We start from the raw sequence: 18,929 nt of genomic DNA, 5'->3' as shown, positions 1-18,929 counted from the left end.
GCAAAATGATACTGACAAATACCCCTTCAACAGACAAACAACGTACTGAACATTTCCACCTGGTCAGTATTCGTTTTGCCTGCCTGCTCACCACCAAACAAGACCCTATGGACTGCGAACGTGTTGCATTGCGTGTAGCAAAACTTGAACGCCAATTAATGCACAGCAACCCAAGCCAACTGTTTAGTAGCCAATTTGAAAGTCAAGCCGGTGAGCTGGGCGATAACCTTGCCATGCGTTACAACCACCACACTGGCCGCATCACCATCTGGCGCAATACCCCATTACATCAAAGCGGCAAAGTGTTCCAACTGAGGGCGAATGTATGAGTGCTGCAAACGAATACTGCGACCGTGAAATAACCAAGTGCAAAGAAATGATCCGCACTTGGCCCCACGAAAGAGCCTGCCTTAAGCGCTTAATTAAAGGCTGGAAACGTACTAAGCAGCAGTTACAGCAAAGTTCAACGGTCGAAAAGGTTTTGTAGGAGGGCTTATGTTTTTTGTATTCGGAGTAAGTGAAACATTAGTTAAGAAAGCAGCTGATAAAAAGTGCAGCAGGTTCACTGGTAGTTATCCAAATAGACGAGAACTAACTATTGATGAATACCAACAAAAGCTAGCTAAAACCCGTGATGAACTGTTTGCCAAAATGAAAGCACAAAAGCTAAGTCACAGCTTATCGACCCCAAGCTTAGCTAAGCAGTATTCAGAGTTAACAAAAGCACAAGAAAAGTGTCGAGATATAGAAATTCGATACCGAAAACCAACAGGAAGTATCAACCCTAAAACCAAAAAAGAAGTTTTGGAATGGGCGACTTACATAGGTTGAGAGGACTTAGCATGAAATACCTAATCCAAGGCGGTGAAAGCGCTGAACGCCTACAGATGCTACTGCAACTCACCAATATTGAATCGTCCGACATAGTGGCCGCGTTAAATGACCACTTTGTCATTGGCCACCAAGATACGGTTGCAGCTATTCGAAATAACGTTAAAAAAAGTAATTTATCACGGGCAATAGCACGATTAGAGCAAGTGACATTCACGGTCGAACAAATCAAAGAACTGGATTGGCAAAAACTTAAACCAAGCAAGGTGGCGTAAATGAAATCGAAAGCAGCGTTTAACCATATCTTAGGCCACTATCGCGCCCAAAAAGTGGGGTTGCCATTTAATATCCATAGTGGCGACCGAATCAAAGTGGCCATGATACTAGGTGCACTTGATTGTCTTTACTGGCAAGCATTGGGCAATGGCCTAACTAATCTCGCAAAAGGGATTGGTAGAACGATTATTCATTCTTACAAGTACCACCAAATTCGATTACCTGGTCACCCTGCAGCGGGTTACCAAGTTAACGGTTACCCAAAAATAGACTTAAAAGCGGTATTAGGCGGTGCAGCATGAATAAGGTAACCAAAACGTTCAGCACCAAACAAGGTGTGGTCACGTTATCAACCCCGTTCTTCACGCTAATGCACGAACAGCAGCAAGTTGAAGCAATTTATAAACCCAACAACTACAACGGCTGGGGTATGTGCAAAACGTTTAACGCTATTGAAGTCAGTAACTTTACCCAAGCAGATGCAGAGTTATTTGCGACAACCGCCGATTCAAAACTACGACTACAGGGGTATGCAGCATGAATAAGTCAGACGTTATCAAAGAAGCATTAAAACAATGGTATGCCCTTCCCCGGGATCAGGTCGGCTCATGCCAGCATTACATGAAAACACTAGCAGAAAAGCTTAAAAAGGAAGGTCAATAATGAGTAATTTAAATCAACAAGAAAGTCACACCAATACAGGAATACAACAAGAACCATTGTTCCTCAACACCAAAGAAGTCATGGTGCGTTATCGGATCGGCTCTACTGCTACATTATGGAAGTGGCGCAAAACTCTTGGTTTCCCAAACCCAATCCATAATGGGCGATTTTACAACATACAAGCACTTAAAAAGTGGGATGAAGAGCAATTGGCATCTTAAGGCAAGGTATCCAACAACATTGCATTTCTATCCCCTTTAGCAGACAGCAGCAGTTTTTCCGTCCACATTTGGTATGCTGCTGCTTGCTCATCTAGCCAATCATGCTTGTTATAAACAGCCATCACACCACCAAGGACATGACCTAGCATTTTTTCTGTTACATGCGGCAAAACACCAAGCTCAGAAAGTCTCGTTGAAATAGTTCTTCTGAAATCATGCAGTCTCCAGTCTGGAATATCTACTCTTGGTCTGATTTCTCTGACTAATTTATTAACCGACGCTATACCAACAGGTCTTTTAAAGTCATTTGGTGCAGGAAAAGTCCATTGAGAGCGATGTAAAGACCATTGCTCCTGAAGCAGCTCGAGTAAAGCTGGGCTTATTGGCCGCCTGATAGGTTGGTTAGTTTTACTGTTAATAACCGGAACAGTCCACACCATACTGTCTAAATCAAAATCAGCACGACTTGATTTAAGTAGCTCAGACACCCTCGCACCTGTCATCATGCAAGCCTTTATAGAATTGGTGATGGTTCTTGTTGCTCTTGTTTTGTCTAGCTCACGCCAAATTCTCCCGCATTCGAGTACGGTTAACACTCGTGAACCAACTGTGGAGGCTGAGCCAATGTCTGATACTCTAAGCTGTAACACATCAACCGATTTGATTAATTGTCTTCTTACTGACCAATTTAGTATTGTCTTTAACTGTTTTAGTATGGCACCAGAGGTTACTCGACTCACTTTTGATTTCTCATCAAAGAAGTCAATCCATTCTCCAAGTGTAATATCATCAACTAACCTATCATCAAAAGCATCAAACAAATGCACACGAAAACATGATTGATAGGTAGCAATCGTTCCAGGCTTTAACGAACTACCTTGTTTAAGTAAAAACTGTTCGCAGCAATATCTGACATTCACTTTGCCTCTTCTTGTATTGCGTTGTTTCCAATACACTCTTGGATCTGTATCATTCGCTAATGCGTTTCTCAGTTCAGGTACGAATTTTCGAGCTTCAGATAATTTAACATCAGGATAGCGACCTAAAGTTAAACGTCCAACAGAAGAACGAAAACGGAAGCGGTACTGCCAAGTTATAGTGCCGGCATTACTAATGCGGACACTTAAACCGTCACGGTCAGCAATCTCAGGCTTACCAGTATATGGTTTTCCGTTTATAGAACGTAACTGCGTGTCAGATAAAGACATTTAAAAAATCCGTGTACAGATTTATTACTCGATATAACGAGTTTATGACACAAAACCAAATATGTACACACAGGTGTACGCGGAAGCTAAAGCAGCACAAGAAAACCAACTAAATTAGAATGAAAGGTTTAAAGCGGATTTAACCATGATTTACATAAAGTTAAATGCAAAAATGAGCAGAATAAAATGAAAATAAATCATGAAGAAACCCCATCACTTTACTGGCACGATTATGAAACATTCGGGGCAAACCCAAGCAAAGATCGTCCGTCTCAGTTTGCGGGTATTCGAACCGATCTAGAACTCAACATTATCGGCGAACCTGAAACCTTTTATTGCAAACTCGCGCCTGACTATTTACCGTCTCCTGAAGCCATATTAATTACGGGGATAACTCCACAACTGGCCAACCTTAAGGGTGTACCAGAAGCTGAGTTCATGAAACGTATTAATACGCTGTTTAGCCAACCCAACACCTGCGTTGTGGGCTATAACTCATTACGTTTTGATGATGAGGTCAGTCGTTATGGTTTCTATCGTAATTTTATCGACCCTTATGGGCGAGAATGGCAAAACGGTAATTCTCGTTGGGATATCATTGACTTGGTTCGGGCTTGCTATGCATTTCGCCCAGACGGAATTAATTGGCCAAAGAAAGAAGATGGCTCACCGAGTTTTAAGCTTGAGTTGCTTACCCAGGCGAATGGCTTAAGTCATGAAAAAGCGCATGATGCCATGTCAGATGTTTATGCCACTATAGCAATGGCTAAATTGATAAAGCAGACACACCCAAAGTTGTACGAATACTATTTTAATTTAAGACGTAAACAAGCAGTTGCAGACCATATTGATGTCCTAAAGATGCAACCTTTGGTTCATGTCAGTTCAAAGATTAGTGCGTTACAAGGCTGTACTACATTAATTGCGCCTGTTGCGTATCACCCAACTAATAAAAATGCGGTGATATGCATTAATTTGGCCATGGACATCTCACCATTATTAGAACTATCAGCTCAAGAAATCAACGACCGCATGTATACATCGCGTCAAAATTTAGCTGAAAACGAGCTCGCGATACCACTCAAACAGATCCACCTCAACAAGTGTCCTTTTATCGGTTCGCCAAAATTACTTGACGACGAGGTAGCTGAAAAATTACAGTTTGATAAAGCATTCGCACGTGAGCAATATAAACGCTTAAAAAACCATCCAGAATTGCGCGAAAAGCTTAACCAAGTATTTGAACTTGAATCAGATCGTAAAGCGATAACCGATCCTGATTTAATGCTATATAGCGGTGGATTTTTCAGCCATGCTGATAAAACCAAAATAGACATTATTTGCCATACCGCACCACATAATTTAGCGGCATTAGCATTGCAGTTTGATGATCCACGGATCAATGAAATGTTATTTCGTTTTCGGGCACGTAATTATCCAGAAACATTAAGCGACAGTGAAGCCCGTAAATGGCGAGATTTCTGTCAACAACGCTTATCGGATGCCGATTATGTGATTAAACTCGAAAACCTGGTTGAAGAAACCAGCGAGAATGAACACAAACAAAAGCTATTAAAAGCCCTATATCAATATTTACAGTCGTTATAGTAAATTTTATTTTTATCCAATTTATTTCATCTAAGGATTAAGGGAATGCAAAATCGTTTTTTAGAGAGCATTACTCAACTAGACAAGCCTTTGGCCAATGCGCTGGTACCATTATTACATGACCAATTTTGCGGTCATATTGATGCAAGTCAATTTGCAGGCCTAGTTAAGGCAAGCGGTAAAACAGAGCAACAAGTGCTTATGGATTTATTACCTATTGCCGCAGCACTCGCTAACCCACCGATAAGTGAGTTTTATGTCGGCGCTATTGCAAAAGGTAGCAGTGGCGACTTGTACATGGGCGCTAATTTAGAATTACCCGGTGAAGCGTTATTTCACAGTGTTCATGCAGAACAAAGTGCCATCAGCCATGCATGGTTGAGCGGTGAAACTGAAATTGTTGATATTATTGTAAATTTCAGCCCTTGTGGTCATTGTCGTCAATTTATGAACGAACTGGTCAATGGTAGTAAGATTAATATTCACCTGCCAAATCAAGAGACCCAAACATTAGCGCATTATTTACCTTATGCGTTTGGACCGTCAGACTTAGATGTGACCGTGCCATTGCTATGTAAGCGCGAGCAAGAATTTAATTGTGATTCAGATGACCCAATGATCATCGAAGCCATTGATCAAATGGGCCTCAGTTACGCACCCTACACTAATAATAATGCAGCTGTAGTATTAGAAACCAACGATGGCGCCACTTTCTGTGGTCGTTATGCTGAAAGTGCGGCATTCAATCCATCAATGCAACCGATGCAAATGGCTCTATCCAATTTAATCCGCAATAACCGTCAATACAGCGAAATAAAGCGCGCGGTATTAGTTGAATCATCAGTAGGTAAAATTACCTTGGTCGGCGCGGCTATGGATGCTCTGCATGCAATTGCACCGATTGAGCTTCAACATATGGTTGTAGAGCCATTGCTTGGATAAATAACAGTAACTTATTATCTTGAATGTTAAGATAAATGAAAGGCGCTAATGAGCGCCTTTTTTATTATGTTTTCTCTGCATAAAACCGAGATTAATAATGTATTATATTTTAACAATCTGCAGCTAATACCATGCTAAGCTAATTAACACTTTGATGTGCATAAGATTAAGTTTTCAATGTACATAAGATTAAACCTCTGTGTACACGATATTAAGCAAACAATTGTTTATTGGGCTATTTGATTATTTAACAGCCAACAATTTCAATCAAAAATGACGGTTAATCAACAACTGCTGACACACATATTATCTCGGTTGAAGATCAGATAATGAATAAAGTTATGACCATGAGCGTGTTAATCAATCTTGTAGTCAAATTCAAATGAAAAAAGCGACATTATAACGGGCACATCGTTATCCATGAACAAGCAAACATAAAGCGAGTCACTATTGCGCATATCGACCCTTAACAAGATTTTGCTCTTTGTTCTGTTTTGTACGGTAGCGTTAGTGTGGGCCATTATCGAAAATGCCAAACCTCTTACGGTCAAAATACTCAACAACTTATTGGCCGACAACCACATAGAAGTGCTTAATTTTGATGCCGAATATGTCTCATTTAATCATATTCGGATCCCCAGATTAGTCTTAAAAATTGAAGACAGTCATATTGCCATCCAAGAGTTTAATCTTGAGCTACGCGACAGCCTGCAAATTCTTAAAAACCAACAAATCAACGCCGACGATATCGTTAGTATCAAAACCCAAAGTGTGTACGTTGATTTAGGTGACAGTTTTTTCATTCGTCAATCACAACAAACTGAAGAATCACCAGCGGCGATGCAACTCAACCTCGCAAAATTACCTACGATTGAGTTAGGTGAAATTAACATTAAGCTGCCAGTGCTGGATAAAGATCTCCCACAGCAACACACTTTAAAGATGGACAAGCTTACCTTGACCCAAAAAGGTCAACTAAATACCTTGTGGCGCTTTAATGATTTCCCGCTATTTAGCCTAGATGCCACCTTAGACAAGCGTGCCTGGCAATTTAACACCCTAGTTGATTTAGGGCTAAGCTATCAAGGACTTAATTCGTTAGAACAGTATTTAAACTTATTAAACAATAAGCAGCAATCACAACAAGTGCAAAGCAATAATATGCTTTATGGCTTGCATAAGCAGCTATTACAACTTCTACAACCTATTCGTCAACAACAAGTCACCATCGAAGGCCAATGGACGGCCAATAGTAAAATTAACTTAATCAGCGGCGAGATGAGCAGCCAGCAATCAATAGACGGTTTATCTTTGCACTCACCACTGTGGCCCAGTGTTTATTTTTCGCCGCAACAACCTGTTAAAGCAATGCTGAATTTGGGCTATTACCCTGTAACGGCTTCACTAGACAACAGTAAAACCACTGATGCCTTCGCAGTAAAATTAGATATTGCACCGCTAAATTATCAACTGTCGCCCTCACAAGACGACAGAAGTAAATTAATTGCATTATTAACTGGTGAGAACGCCAATCAAATAATTCATATCATTGACAAATTAACCCCTAAATCGACTTCTCAGCTAGCCAGCATCGATGTCGACATGGCTTATCCTATTGAAGTCGTTATCCCGCTGCAAAATGATGATCTACCTCTGCAGGTGTCAATTCCTGACCTAAGCGTCAGCATTGAAGGGTTATTGCTCCAAAGCAAATTAAAGCTGGCGCACACCACATTCAATAGTCATCAACAATTTAGCAGCCACTTCGATTGGGGTATGGCATTGTCGACCCAGGAAGCAACAGCCAAGACAGAACAACAGCCAATCAACACACTCGCCGCTGACGATATAACTGTAACGGCCAGTGAAAATGTATCCGAACCAACACCAGTAACCGCAATGGCTCCAAGTCTTATCGATATTAAAGCCTTATTCCCTGAGATCCCGTTAGAGCTGTTGTCTTTGTCTGATGCTAAAGTGAGTCTAATCGGTCAAATATCGCAGTGGCAACAACATCAACTCGAACTATCATTACTGCCAAACTCCAGCGTAGCTGTCAACAACACAAGTATATTGCGCAGTATTAACAGTGAGAATGAACAACATATCAAGCAGACCAAAAAAACTTCTGCACAATTGGGATCATTCGGGCTTGTACTCAATGACACCTCGACCATGTCATTCAAACAAAATAATACTCAACTCAATCTATCTCCGTTTACGCTGCAAATTGGCCAAATGATCGTTCAACAAGCTACCCAAGTGGACAACAGTAAGCTATCGACTACACTGGCCTCGGTTAAAAAAGCCGATATTGCTATCAATCAAGGCATAACCTTAGCGTTACTTCAGGATGAGCCCATCGACAAGTCGCTAGAACGTTGGCTACAAAACCCTGCAACCAATGACATCGCTTGGCGAATCAATAAACTCGATATCACCAAGCAACTAGGAAAAAGTCGCCGCCAACCACTACTTGCACTGGATAAGATTACGGTTACTCAGCAACTCAATTTATCCAAAGGATTACTGGTCGGTAGCGAACAATGGCAACTCGACACCCTTAACTTAAGCAGTTATCACTTACTTAAATTTGCCGATAAAAAAAGCCCATTATCATTAGCTGGCCAATGGACTTTTGATACCGATATTGAAACAGCAATCAAGACATTACAAAAAGTCCAACCCCTGCCAGATAACTTTACAATTCAAGGCCACAGCAAACTAATCGCAGGTTTTGCGTTAAGCGAAATAGGCAACACCAGTCAGTTTGAAATGAAAATTCAACAACAGTTGTCATCTTTGTCAGGTCAATGGGAAGATAAAACCTTTAACGGTGGTGACGTGTTTGCCCAATGTCAATTTAACTGGCAGCAAACTCACGATGGCCCTAATACTCCAGCAGCAGAGAAACACTTTGCCCACAGTCAATTAGTCTGCCCACAAACCGCAATCAGTTTGCAGCAAGCTAAGCTTGGTTTATCGCTAACAAACTTGAATTTGAATGCCGATATCGAACTTAACAAAGACGGCAATAAAGCACCGGCCAATTGGTTACAGCAAGTTACAGGGTTAAGCGAGACCAACATCAACCTTACCGCCAGCGGCGACATGCTTGATGGACGCTTTTTATTACCTGAGTTTGTGTTAAAACTGCATGATAAATCTTATGGATACTTATTATTACAAGGGTTGAGTCTAGAAAAATTCTTAGAAGAGCAACCGCAAGTGGGTGTAAAAGCCAATGGCTTATTTGATGGCGTATTACCCGCGGTACTGGTTGATGGCAAAGTGACTGTTACTGGTGGCAAACTGGCTGCGCGAGCACCTGGAGGATTAATTGAAGTTGCCGGAAATCCTGCAATGGATCAGCTAGAATTATCTCAGCCTTATCTTGGATTAGTCTTTACCGCACTTGAGCATCTTAACTATACTGAATTGTCGAGCACCTTTGACATGATACCCAACGGCGATGCACAGATTAATATTGCAGTAAAAGGTAACAGCCGTGACATTGAGCGCCCTGTTCACCTTAATTACTCTCACCAAGAAAACTTAATTCAGTTATACAAAAGTACTCAGATCGGTAATCAGCTACAAAGCAAAATTGAAGCAAAAGTCCAATAGCAGCATAAAAGGATCGTCCACGTGAAATATTCATCGACATATTTAGTCAGTATCAGCACCATAATGGCATCGTTATGGTTATCAGCTTGTACGCCTACCGTAAAGATAGAGCCACCTGACAAGCCAATTGTCATTAACTTAAATGTTAAAATTGAGCATGAAATTAGAATTAAAGTGGAAAAAGAACTCAATAATTTACTTGAGAATGACGAGTTATTTTAAGCAGAGGTTATCAAGATGAAATCTAGATTCGCTTTAGCCACTGCCGTATGCTTAACCAGTTTATTATGGTGTACCACTGCTTGGGCAATGACATTGCAAGAAGCCAAAACAGCCAGACTAGTAGGTGAGCAAACAAACGGTTATTTAGGTGTTGTTATTCCATCACCTGAAACGCAACAGCTCGTACTCACGGTTAATGCCAAACGCAAACACTATTATCAAATCATCGCTGAGAGAAATAAAATTAGCCTTGATAAAATTGCCACTCTTGCGGCTCAAAAAGCGATTGAAGCAGCGGAACCTGGGCATATGATCCAAACACCACAAGGGAAATGGCTAAAAAAATAACCACGAGAGTCACCTCTACGTGGTTATGTCACATCTAACAAACCATTACATGGTCGCCATAATCCAATAATCTAAGCGTTTCTGTGGGTCTGTTACAATCGATTTGCAAGAGTCTTTGTATTTTGACATCAATGCGCCTAAGTTATTCGATCCAGCTAATTTATCAATTTGCTTTTGTTTAGCTGCAACAACATCTTTTTCAACTTGTTCAGGGGCACGGTACTTACCCGCTATCGCCACGGCATCAATTGCGGAGGTTTTTAAACGATCACCCACCGCTTTCATTTGTGGGGCATTCATCGCAGCAATCGCTTCCGAGCTAATTTGATAATACGCTGCACATTCAACTAGTTCATCAGTGAATGCTTTTTCTGCAGCATCTTCTGCATGTGCAGTTACACTCATGCATATAGCCGACACAGTAAAAACCCACATAGCAGATTTGTTCATGGTTGTTTCCCTTCGTTTTTAGAAATTTGGAGATAAAGTTAACGATTGATAATGCGCTAAACGAGAAGTTAAATACTGCTCAACTTGAGGCCATTCGGTTTCAATAATCGAAAACACTACAGTGTCACGAATAGTCCCGTCAGCTTGAATTTTATGATTACGTAATATGCCATCTTGCTTGGCACCCAATCGTGCAATCGCATTGCGTGAGGCATGATTATGCCAATGTGTCCTGAATTCGACCGCGATCGCATCCAAAGTATTAAATGCATAGCGGAGTAATAATAACTTGGACTCGGTATTAATAGCACTGCGTTGATAAGATTTAGCGTACCAAGTGTAGCCAATTTCGAGTCTACGATTAGGTTGGTCCCAGTGGCAAATTCGAGTACAACCAATGATATTGCCAGAGACTTTATCACGCACTGCAAATGCGACCGCTTCACCTTGGTTTTCACAAGCTAAAGCGTACTCAACATATGCTTTCATGCCATCGGCATCAGGGATTTGCGTAAACCACAATTTCCACAACTCGCCATCACTGGCAGCCAGAGTTAACCCAGGAACGTGATCTAAAGACAGTGGTTCTAAGATAACATGTTCGCCCATTAAGCAATCTTGTCTATTAATCCAGCTCAAGTTAACGCTCCTTTTATTAAAAGGTTACATTACCTTAACTGCATATAGATTTACAGCCAGCAACCACAATGTTTTTATCCATAGCGTAAAAACATTGTTCTGTTACTGTTGCTACAACCAATCACTAAAGACCGATCCCTTGCCAACGGTAGAATTAAAAACCGTGATTTGCGTTACTCACCCTAAACCAGCCGGCAATACTATTACGGGTTTTTGTGGTCGGCCTGACTTCATGCGGAAAGCGTTCACTTAAAAACAGTACCAAGGTACCAATGTTAGGATTAACGACTTCTAAAGGTGCATCAAACTCATCATAAATGATCAATTCGCCACCATCGCTGTCTTGCCAATCTGGATTCAAGAAAAATACGGTCGATAAAATACGATTTTGGCTGCCATGCAGCGCATCAACATGTTTTTTATAAAAAGCACCAGGCTCATAAACAGCATAGTGACTTTCAAAGTCAAACAGTCCCATAAACAAACGACGATTTAGCCCATCTTTCAATTGGCTCATAATCGATAAATATTCACGGTCGGTATGATCTTGATTGTCTAACCAGCTAATTTTATCCGAGCGAATTTCAGTATTGATTTGTTGTTCAATACCTCGACCAATGGCAGCTTTTTTAAAATCAATATCTTGCTGAGCTTGCATTTTTTCAAGCAAGGCTAAACTTACATAATCAGGAATGATATCAGATAAAAGGATATACCCTTTATCGACTAACGCATCTGCGATCACATCCAGCATTGCTTCACTTACTTGCGAAACCATATATGCCACATCCAACAGAAAGACTACGCTTTTTACTTTACTCAAGGGCACAGAAAGGAAATTAAGGGCCTGATTTTCGAGGGGGCGTCATTACAAAGTATGATTGCCATACCTTGGTTATTTTCGGCGATTTTATAGAATAAAACCGCCATGAACAACATTTATTAAAATCATTAAAATTCATAAACTTAAACTAAGCTAACACACAGTACCAGGTAAACCTAATGGTTAAATTTGACTATGTGTTAATACGGTCTCGGTTGAATCATCGCTATGACTATCATCAAGCTGTTGTGCTTCACAGGCTGCAACATGACTTTGTTGCATCTTTAATGCGAGATATAAATCTGAGCGAATAGTAATACCTTCTTCGCCCGACACCATATCTGTTTGTTCAAACCAGCTAATTAACTGCCGCTTACGCCCTGCCAACACTAAACTGACACCACGCTTTCTTAGTAACACATCGATGTCGGTCAGCATTGCCATTACGCTTAGATCTAAATGAGTAAAGCAAGGTACCGCATCTATAATCACACATTCGACCGTTTCAAGTTGGTTCTGCCGAGCAAAGCGTTCAAGTAGACGGCGCTTAAAATAGGTAGCATTAAAATAGGTCAGCGGAGAGTTGAACCGATAAATAAACACACCAGGTACCGATGAGGCTTTGTCGCTGCTATCTAAGCTGCGAATAATGCCTTTTGCATCCAGCCCCAACACTTGATCCGTCGGTCGCATAACCGTACGAAGAAACTGAAACAATCCTAATAACACTGCAAGGGTGATCCCAGGGATCACGCCAATAAAAAGTACTGCGAGGAAAGTGGTTAAAGCTAAATAAAACGCTTGGCGATCACGTAAACGTAAGCCCCAAATCGCTTTTAAGTCGATAAGGTGCACAGACGCTATTACTAATACTACCCCGAGCGCTGCGCTGGGAATAAATTCTAACGGCGCGGTTAAAAACACCGCCACTACGGCGATTAACACGGCAGCAATTACCGACACTAATTGAGTTTTACCGCCGTTAGCATCGTTCACCGCAGTACGAGAATCTGCACCACTCACGGCAAAACCTTGCGATAAAGCGGATGCAATATTGGCTAAGCCTAAGGCTTTAAACTCTTTGTCGGCATCAATGTCGTAACCATTTTTAGCAGCAAAACTGCGCGCGGTCAGCATCATACTCACAAAACTAACCATGGCTAAGTTAAGTGCCGGCATCACTAATTCACGCGCAATACCAATGTTAAACACAGGTGCTTGAAATGATGGCAAGCCGCCTGCCACGCTACCAATAACCGCCACATCATAATCGGTTAAATGAAAAGCCCACACCAATGCACCACCTACTGCAATTGCAAACATTGATGCTGGCCATGTCGGTTTTAACCGCTTCATCACAAAATAAACAACCACCGTCAGAATGGCCATCAACAATGTCGGTATGTGAGTTTGTGATAAGTAACTTGGCGCACCACCTAGGCGTTCAAGTAAGTATTTTTCATCAAAGGTAAAACCAAATATTTTCGAGAATTGACCAACAATAATGGTAATGGCAACACCGTTGAGTAGCCCCATCAGAATAGGTTTGGATAAGAAGTCGGCTAACACGCCTAATTTAAATCGACTCGCAATCAAGCACCAAAACCCTGTCATCACGGTCATGGTCATCACTAATTGCCAATGTTTTAGGCTGTCGCCAGCGGCTAGTGGCGTCACAACAGCGGCAATTACCGCACACGTTGCAGCGTCAGGGCCAACGATAAGTTGTCTTGAGGTGCCAAATAAGGCGTAAATAAGCATCGGTAACACGCATGAATACAAACCTACTGCTGCATTGACGCCCGTTAACTGTGCGTACGCTATTGCAACAGGTAAAGCGACGGCGGCAACAGATAAACCTGCACGAACGTCATCTTTAAGCCAGCTTCTCTCGTAACGAGAAAAGGTTTCTAAACCAGGCATAAATCCATATAACCGACTCAGCAACACAACAACCTCAATAATAATAAAGTAGGTTGTTATCATAGTTTTATTTCAAATTAATTACGACATATTCACTAACGATAAATAAAATTTCATCCTCAACAAAACGCCAAGCGAGTTAAGCTTGGCGTTTTCGTCACTCATTTATGGCTAAACAAGATGGTTAAACAAGAATAAGTAAATCATGCACAACAACCAATATCGTTACTGCAAGCGTAATTGATATGTCTCTAAAACGCCTCAATAAAATGATTCTGTCAACATAAGGGTAAACGTAAAGATAAACGCAAACGGCGCACATTATTCATTACAAAAATCAGCCGCAGTAAATGCTCCGTAACGTGGTAAACTAGCGTCGATTAAATTAGCATCTTCTGCAACACCTAAAGCACACGAGGTTCACGTGGTATCGCCATCAAAATCCGACTCATCTCCAGTCTCTGCGGGTATTCCCCACTTAGCTATGCTAATCCCTATGCTGGCCGCTATTGTTGCCATCACGCCTTTAGCTATCGATATGTACCTACCGGCAATGTCCATCTTGGCATTAGGTTTTGATACCGACATCACCACAGTGCAGCAGTCACTCAGTATTTATCTTGCTGGTTATGCGTTAGGTATGCTGATTTTTGGCCCCCTTGCCGACAAAATTGGTCGTCGACCCCTAGTTATCTTTGGGTTGTTAGGTTTCACCATTATCAGCTTATTAATTGCACTCAGTACCAGTATTGAACAGTTTTTGATATTGCGTTTTGCACAAGCTCTCATTGGTGCCGCTGCCACCGTTGTAGTACCAGGTTACATTAAAGAGATCTATGGCGACAATACAGCTAAAGGTATGTCTTATGTCAGCCTTATTATGATGTTAGCGCCATTACTTGCCCCAACGATGGGCAGTTTAATTATGGAGCTCGGCGATTGGCACCTTATCTTTTTAAGCCAAAGTTGTTATGCCATCACATTATTGGCATTAGTATTATTTAAGCTAAAAATGCCCAGCGATAAAGACCTAGGCGGTCGTAGCCAAAAGACATTTTTAGGCGGTTACTACACAGTCTTTGCTCGCAATGGTGTAAAACTGAATTTATCCAGCGGAGTATTAACGTCGTTTGCTTTCTTTTGTTACTTAACCGCTTCGCCATTTATTTACATGGAAGTGTTTAATTTAGATAAATCGCTGTTTGCGATTTTATTTAGCACCAATGTGGGGGCCTTGATGCTCGCCAACATTGTTAACTCTAGAGTGGTTACCCGGTTCGGATCTAAACGGATGTTGCATGTGTCAACATTCTTCGGGATTATTGCCGCAACGGGCTTGCTCGCGGTTAATTTACTTGATTTAAGCTATCACTTTACCGTGTTAATGCTTATCCCTTTAATGGGTTCGCTCGGGGTAATGTCGGTCAATGCCGACGCCATTGTATTAATGAAGTTCAAACAAGAAACCGGCACCGCAACGGCCGTTATCGGCACGTTAAGGTTTGGTTTTGGCGCAGTAGCAGGGCCATTGTTGGCGTATTTTTATGATGGTAGCGCCGTGCCCTTTTCTGCACTGATGCTTGGTTCAATATTGCTAGTCGGTGTATGTCAGTTTTTTCAAAGCACTTTAACTAGAACTGAATAACACCACATATTCCCGTCAGAACATTATGTAAAGGCCACTATTTTAGTGGTCTTTTTATTGCCTATTTGTTGGCTTTAAACATTATAAATAGCTTTCCTAAACGCCTATAGCCCTACGTAAACATCAAACTAGCCACAACAACCAAAAGCAGCCCATAAACATGAAATGATTTCAACCTTGATAAATAATTAACTAAAGGGGTTGCAGTAAAAATAAATTTACATAAGATGGAGGCTAGTTACTGATTCAGTAACAATGAAACCAGCCATTGAATATTGCGACAGCAATTTCAATTTTCGAGTTTGAATTATCCTTCAAACTTATTGATTAAAACGATTACCGTCGTTGTATACAAGATACTGTTTACCATACGGTAACTTAACAAGGATTCATTTCATGGAAAAGCTTTCTGGCGCGAGTATGATCGTGCGCTCACTAATAGATGAAGGTGTCAGCCATATCTTCGGTTATCCCGGCGGTTCGGTGTTAGACATCTATGATTCTCTGCATAAAATATCTGGTATTGAACACATCCTAGTTCGTCATGAACAAGCTGCTGTACACATGGCTGATGGTTATGCCCGTGCAACTGGCAAAGTTGGTGTCGTGTTAGTCACTTCAGGCCCTGGTGCTACCAATGCTATTACAGGTATTGCCACCGCTTACATGGATTCAATCCCACTGGTTGTGTTGTCTGGTCAAGTGCCGAGTAATTTGATTGGTAATGATGCCTTCCAAGAATGCGACATGATTGGTATTTCTCGCCCAATCGTTAAGCACAGTTTTTTAATAACAGACGCTAAAGACATTCCAGAAACAGTTAAAAAAGCCTTTTTCATTGCCGCTACTGGCCGCCCGGGCCCTGTGGTCATTGATTTGCCTAAAGACTGTTTAAGCCCAGATATACTGCATGATTATGTTTATCCAGACAGCGTTAAAATGCGTTCGTATAACCCCACTACATCAGGTCATAAAGGCCAAATTCGTCGAGGCTTGCAAGCCCTGTTAGCGGCTAAAAAACCGGTATTATATGTCGGTGGTGGCGCGGTTATTTCGGGTTGTGATGCACAAATACTTGCCCTTGCCGAACGTTTAAACATCCCCGTCGTGAGTACCTTGATGGGCTTAGGCGCGTTTCCTGGCACCCATAAGCAGAGTTTAGGCATGCTAGGAATGCATGGTTTATACGAAGCGAATATGGCAATGCACAACACCGATTTAATCTTTGGTATTGGGGTCCGTTTTGACGACCGCACCACCAACAATGTTGAAAAGTATTGTCCTAACGCAACCATTTTACACATCGATATTGATCCATCTTCTATCTCTAAAACGGTTCGGGTCGATATTCCAATTGTTGGCTCTGCCGATAATATTTTAGACGGCATGTTAGATCTACTTGATGAATCAAAAGACACTAATGATGCTACCGCGATGGCTGCATGGTGGAGCGACATTGAAATTTGGCGTTCACGTAAGAGCTTAGAGTTCGATCGCACTACCGATAGAATCAAACCACAACAAGTTATTGAAACATTGTACAAACTCACCAATGGTGACGCTTATGTGGCGTCGGATGTCGGCCAGCATCAAATGTTTGCCGCGTTATATTACCCGTTCGATAAACCACGCCGTTGGATTAACTCAGGTGGATTAGGCACCATGGGCTTTGGTTTGCCTGCGGCAATGGGCGTTAAAATGGCGTTCCCTGAAGCTACCGTGGTGTGCGTTACGGGCGATGGTTCTATCCAAATGAACATTCAGGAGCTTTCAACGGCACTGCAATATGATACTCCGGTTAAAATTATCAACCTAAACAACCGTTTCCTTGGCATGGTAAAACAGTGGCAAGACATGATTTATTCAGGTCGTCATTCCCATTCTTATATGGATTCTGTGCCTAATTTTGCCAAAATTGCTGAAGCCTATGGTCATGTTGGTATGAACATTAGTCACCCAGATGAACTTGAATCTAAGCTCGCTGAAGCGTTGGCGATGAAAGACAAGTTAGTGTTTGTTGATATCAGCGTAGATGAAACGGAACACGTTTACCCAATGCTCATTCGCGGCGGCGCGATGAACGAAATGTGGCTAAGCAAAACGGAGAAAAGCTAATGCGTCGTATAATTTCTGTATTACTTGAAAACCAACCAGGCGCATTGTCACGAGTAGTGGGATTATTTTCTCAACGTGGCTACAACATCGAAAGCTTAACCGTTGCGCCAACTGAAGATGTGACCTTGTCACGCTTAAATATTACCGTGATTGCCAATGAAAATATTCTTGAGCAAATTGAAAAGCAATTGCACAAGCTTATCGATATTTTGAAAGTGGCTAACATCACAGAATCAGCCTACATTGAACGTGAAATTGCGTTGGTGAAAGTAAAAGCCCAAGGCGAACAACGCGAAGAAGTGAAGCGAACAGCAGATATCTTCCGCGGTCAAATCGTTGATGTTACGGCCAATCTATATACCATTCAAATGGTTGGCACCAGTGATAAAATTGATGCGTTTATCCATGCTATTAGCGACACAACTAAGGTGATTGAAATATCACGTTCAGGCGTGGTCGGTTTAGCCAGAGGTGAAAAGTCAATGAGAGCCTAATGGCTTATTGATACAAAAAAGCAGAGCCCTATTGGACTCTGCTTTTTTATTGGCTATTTAGTGCTGAATGGCGTGATAACACATTCACTGAATCATTAATTGAAATGATTCTTTAATAATAAAACGTTCAGCTCTCATGACGTTCAAATAACATAACCTCTGTATCACATAACCTCTATATCTTATGGCATTCAAACCTCAAAAAGTCCCGACGGTCTCAAACTTATCAGCCACCCCAATCGAACACGGAAACCTTCCGTAATTTAACTGTATAAAGGGTTGATCACTACCGGCTTAGCTTCAACAATATAACGATACTCAGCATTGCCACTCAATTGGTCAAACGGATAACAGGTTATCAAGGTTAAATGACTTTCAGCTGTTGGGGCCAGCACATCTAAGTCGGTTTCATGCACTACATGGGTGGTAGTAATTTGATATAACACTCGCTCCCCTGCAGTGCTATAAAGCTCAATCATGTCGCCAACCTTGACGTATTGTAAACGCATAAAATGACTGTCTCGATGGCCAGCAATAATCATATTGCCCTGCTCACCCAACGAAGATCCTGCTAACATCAACCCAGGCCCAAATGCTAAATTTCGCCCAGATGCCCCTGCTAATACGTACAAGTCACTGCCTAAAGGTTGCAAGCTATCATTGTGTTGTTGCAACACACGCATCTTAGCCACCGGATGAGTGTCTGCCCAAGACCAGGGTTTATGCGGTTGGCTATCGGCCAAGGTTTTTTCAAAAGCACGTTCAATTAAAAACTGGGCAAAATGGGCTTTAGCTTGCATATAACCTCCCTGTAATAATAATGCACATCCCAGTACGCTTAGAAGCACAATCACAATCCAATGCTTGGTCGGTGATATTGTTTGCTGCATATTT

The 18,929-nt window shown here is 41.6% G+C and carries 22 protein-coding genes; 16 read left to right on the top strand and 6 right to left on the bottom strand.

Annotation, left to right across the window (positions count from 1 at the left end):
* Positions 1 to 5 precede the first annotated feature (5 nt).
* From SFRI_RS08480 to SFRI_RS08455, 8 genes are read left to right on the top strand one after another with little or no spacing between them, the layout of a single operon-like run.
* On the top strand, positions 6 to 329 hold the full coding sequence (locus SFRI_RS08480) for a hypothetical protein (RefSeq protein ID WP_011637112.1): 324 nt from the start codon (positions 6 to 8) through the stop codon (positions 327 to 329).
* Positions 326 to 487, top strand: a complete 162-nt coding sequence (locus tag SFRI_RS21655; protein ID WP_167526090.1) for a hypothetical protein — start codon at positions 326 to 328, stop codon at positions 485 to 487. Before SFRI_RS08480 ends, SFRI_RS21655 begins: the two co-directional genes overlap by 4 nt.
* 8 nt (positions 488 to 495) lie before the next feature.
* Complete coding sequence (locus SFRI_RS08475; RefSeq protein ID WP_011637111.1) at positions 496 to 831, top strand: hypothetical protein; 336 nt, start codon at positions 496 to 498, stop codon at positions 829 to 831.
* An 11-nt stretch (positions 832 to 842) separates the two neighbouring features.
* Positions 843 to 1,106 carry a PapB/FocB family fimbrial expression transcriptional regulator gene (locus tag SFRI_RS08470; protein ID WP_041412896.1) on the top strand — a complete coding sequence of 88 codons (264 nt, stop codon included), beginning with the start codon at positions 843 to 845 and terminating at the stop codon, positions 1,104 to 1,106.
* A complete protein-coding gene (locus tag SFRI_RS08465) occupies positions 1,107 to 1,409 on the top strand; it encodes a hypothetical protein (protein ID WP_011637109.1) in 303 nt (100 codons plus the stop codon).
* Positions 1,406 to 1,648, top strand: a complete 243-nt coding sequence (locus SFRI_RS08460) for a hypothetical protein (protein ID WP_011637108.1) — start codon at positions 1,406 to 1,408, stop codon at positions 1,646 to 1,648. The genes SFRI_RS08465 and SFRI_RS08460 overlap by 4 nt, the downstream gene beginning before the upstream one ends.
* Positions 1,645 to 1,770, top strand: coding sequence for a hypothetical protein (locus tag SFRI_RS21845; protein WP_011637107.1), 126 nt, complete (start codon positions 1,645 to 1,647; stop codon positions 1,768 to 1,770). The genes SFRI_RS08460 and SFRI_RS21845 overlap by 4 nt, the downstream gene beginning before the upstream one ends.
* Positions 1,770 to 1,991 carry a hypothetical protein gene (locus tag SFRI_RS08455; RefSeq protein WP_041412895.1) on the top strand — a complete coding sequence of 74 codons (222 nt, stop codon included), beginning with the start codon at positions 1,770 to 1,772 and terminating at the stop codon, positions 1,989 to 1,991. The genes SFRI_RS21845 and SFRI_RS08455 overlap by 1 nt, the downstream gene beginning before the upstream one ends.
* Here the strand turns inward: SFRI_RS08455 and SFRI_RS08450 are convergent.
* Positions 1,988 to 3,199 (bottom strand): tyrosine-type recombinase/integrase, encoded by a 1,212-nt coding sequence (locus tag SFRI_RS08450; protein WP_011637106.1) that lies wholly within the window; start codon positions 3,197 to 3,199, stop codon positions 1,988 to 1,990. The genes SFRI_RS08455 and SFRI_RS08450 overlap by 4 nt on opposite strands.
* Before the next feature lie 186 nt (positions 3,200 to 3,385).
* Here SFRI_RS08450 and sbcB point away from each other — a divergent pair, with 186 nt between their 5' ends.
* The 5 genes from sbcB to SFRI_RS08425 all read left to right on the top strand — a co-directional run bounded on the left by sbcB (position 3,386) and on the right by SFRI_RS08425 (position 9,946).
* Positions 3,386 to 4,807: an exodeoxyribonuclease I gene (sbcB, locus tag SFRI_RS08445; RefSeq protein WP_011637105.1), complete on the top strand. Its 1,422-nt coding sequence runs from the start codon at positions 3,386 to 3,388 to the stop codon at positions 4,805 to 4,807.
* A gap of 45 nt (positions 4,808 to 4,852) precedes the next feature.
* Positions 4,853 to 5,749, top strand: coding sequence for a cytidine deaminase (gene cdd / locus SFRI_RS08440; RefSeq protein ID WP_011637104.1), 897 nt, complete (start codon positions 4,853 to 4,855; stop codon positions 5,747 to 5,749).
* 450 nt (positions 5,750 to 6,199) lie between these two features.
* Positions 6,200 to 9,376, top strand: coding sequence for an intermembrane phospholipid transport YdbH family protein (locus SFRI_RS08435; protein WP_011637103.1), 3,177 nt, complete (start codon positions 6,200 to 6,202; stop codon positions 9,374 to 9,376).
* A gap of 63 nt (positions 9,377 to 9,439) precedes the next feature.
* Positions 9,440 to 9,598, top strand: coding sequence for a YnbE family lipoprotein (locus tag SFRI_RS08430; protein WP_081430160.1), 159 nt, complete (start codon positions 9,440 to 9,442; stop codon positions 9,596 to 9,598).
* Positions 9,599 to 9,613: 15 nt separating this feature from the next.
* Positions 9,614 to 9,946, top strand: coding sequence for a YdbL family probable chaperone protein (locus SFRI_RS08425; RefSeq protein ID WP_011637101.1), 333 nt, complete (start codon positions 9,614 to 9,616; stop codon positions 9,944 to 9,946).
* A gap of 45 nt (positions 9,947 to 9,991) precedes the next feature.
* On the opposite strand, the gene SFRI_RS08420 is transcribed toward SFRI_RS08425, so the two are convergent.
* From SFRI_RS08420 to SFRI_RS08405, 4 genes are all read right to left on the bottom strand, one after another.
* Positions 9,992 to 10,396, bottom strand: a complete 405-nt coding sequence (locus SFRI_RS08420; RefSeq protein ID WP_011637100.1) for a hypothetical protein — start codon at positions 10,394 to 10,396, stop codon at positions 9,992 to 9,994.
* An 18-nt stretch (positions 10,397 to 10,414) separates the two neighbouring features.
* Complete coding sequence (locus SFRI_RS08415; RefSeq protein WP_011637099.1) at positions 10,415 to 11,005, bottom strand: GNAT family N-acetyltransferase; 591 nt, start codon at positions 11,003 to 11,005, stop codon at positions 10,415 to 10,417.
* Positions 11,006 to 11,189: 184 nt separating this feature from the next.
* On the bottom strand, positions 11,190 to 11,813 hold the full coding sequence (locus SFRI_RS08410) for a 2OG-Fe(II) oxygenase (protein WP_041412891.1): 624 nt from the start codon (positions 11,811 to 11,813) through the stop codon (positions 11,190 to 11,192).
* A gap of 228 nt (positions 11,814 to 12,041) precedes the next feature.
* Positions 12,042 to 13,844, bottom strand: a complete 1,803-nt coding sequence (locus tag SFRI_RS08405; protein ID WP_011637097.1) for a SulP family inorganic anion transporter — start codon at positions 13,842 to 13,844, stop codon at positions 12,042 to 12,044.
* Between the two features lie 421 nt (positions 13,845 to 14,265).
* Between SFRI_RS08405 and SFRI_RS08400 the strand changes: the two genes are divergently transcribed.
* The 3 genes from SFRI_RS08400 (at position 14,266) to ilvN (ending at position 18,035) form a co-directional block, all read left to right on the top strand.
* Complete coding sequence (locus SFRI_RS08400) at positions 14,266 to 15,426, top strand: multidrug effflux MFS transporter (RefSeq protein ID WP_049763580.1); 1,161 nt, start codon at positions 14,266 to 14,268, stop codon at positions 15,424 to 15,426.
* 396 nt (positions 15,427 to 15,822) lie between these two features.
* The gene (locus SFRI_RS08395) at positions 15,823 to 17,541 is read left to right on the top strand and encodes an acetolactate synthase 3 large subunit (protein WP_011637095.1); all 1,719 of its coding nucleotides are present in this window, start codon (positions 15,823 to 15,825) and stop codon (positions 17,539 to 17,541) included.
* A complete protein-coding gene (gene ilvN / locus SFRI_RS08390; protein WP_011637094.1) occupies positions 17,541 to 18,035 on the top strand; it encodes an acetolactate synthase small subunit in 495 nt (164 codons plus the stop codon). The genes SFRI_RS08395 and ilvN overlap by 1 nt, the downstream gene beginning before the upstream one ends.
* Positions 18,036 to 18,298: 263 nt before the next feature.
* Here the strand turns inward: ilvN and SFRI_RS08385 are convergent, their stop codons facing one another.
* Positions 18,299 to 18,925 carry a class GN sortase gene (locus tag SFRI_RS08385; RefSeq protein ID WP_011637093.1) on the bottom strand — a complete coding sequence of 209 codons (627 nt, stop codon included), beginning with the start codon at positions 18,923 to 18,925 and terminating at the stop codon, positions 18,299 to 18,301.
* Positions 18,926 to 18,929 lie beyond the last annotated feature (4 nt).

This window comes from Shewanella frigidimarina NCIMB 400 (assembly GCF_000014705.1).
In the GTDB taxonomy this organism is placed as follows: domain Bacteria; phylum Pseudomonadota; class Gammaproteobacteria; order Enterobacterales; family Shewanellaceae; genus Shewanella; species Shewanella frigidimarina.
The sequence above is the reverse complement of the archived record's forward strand: the minus strand, read 5'-3'. Positions and strand labels throughout refer to the sequence as shown.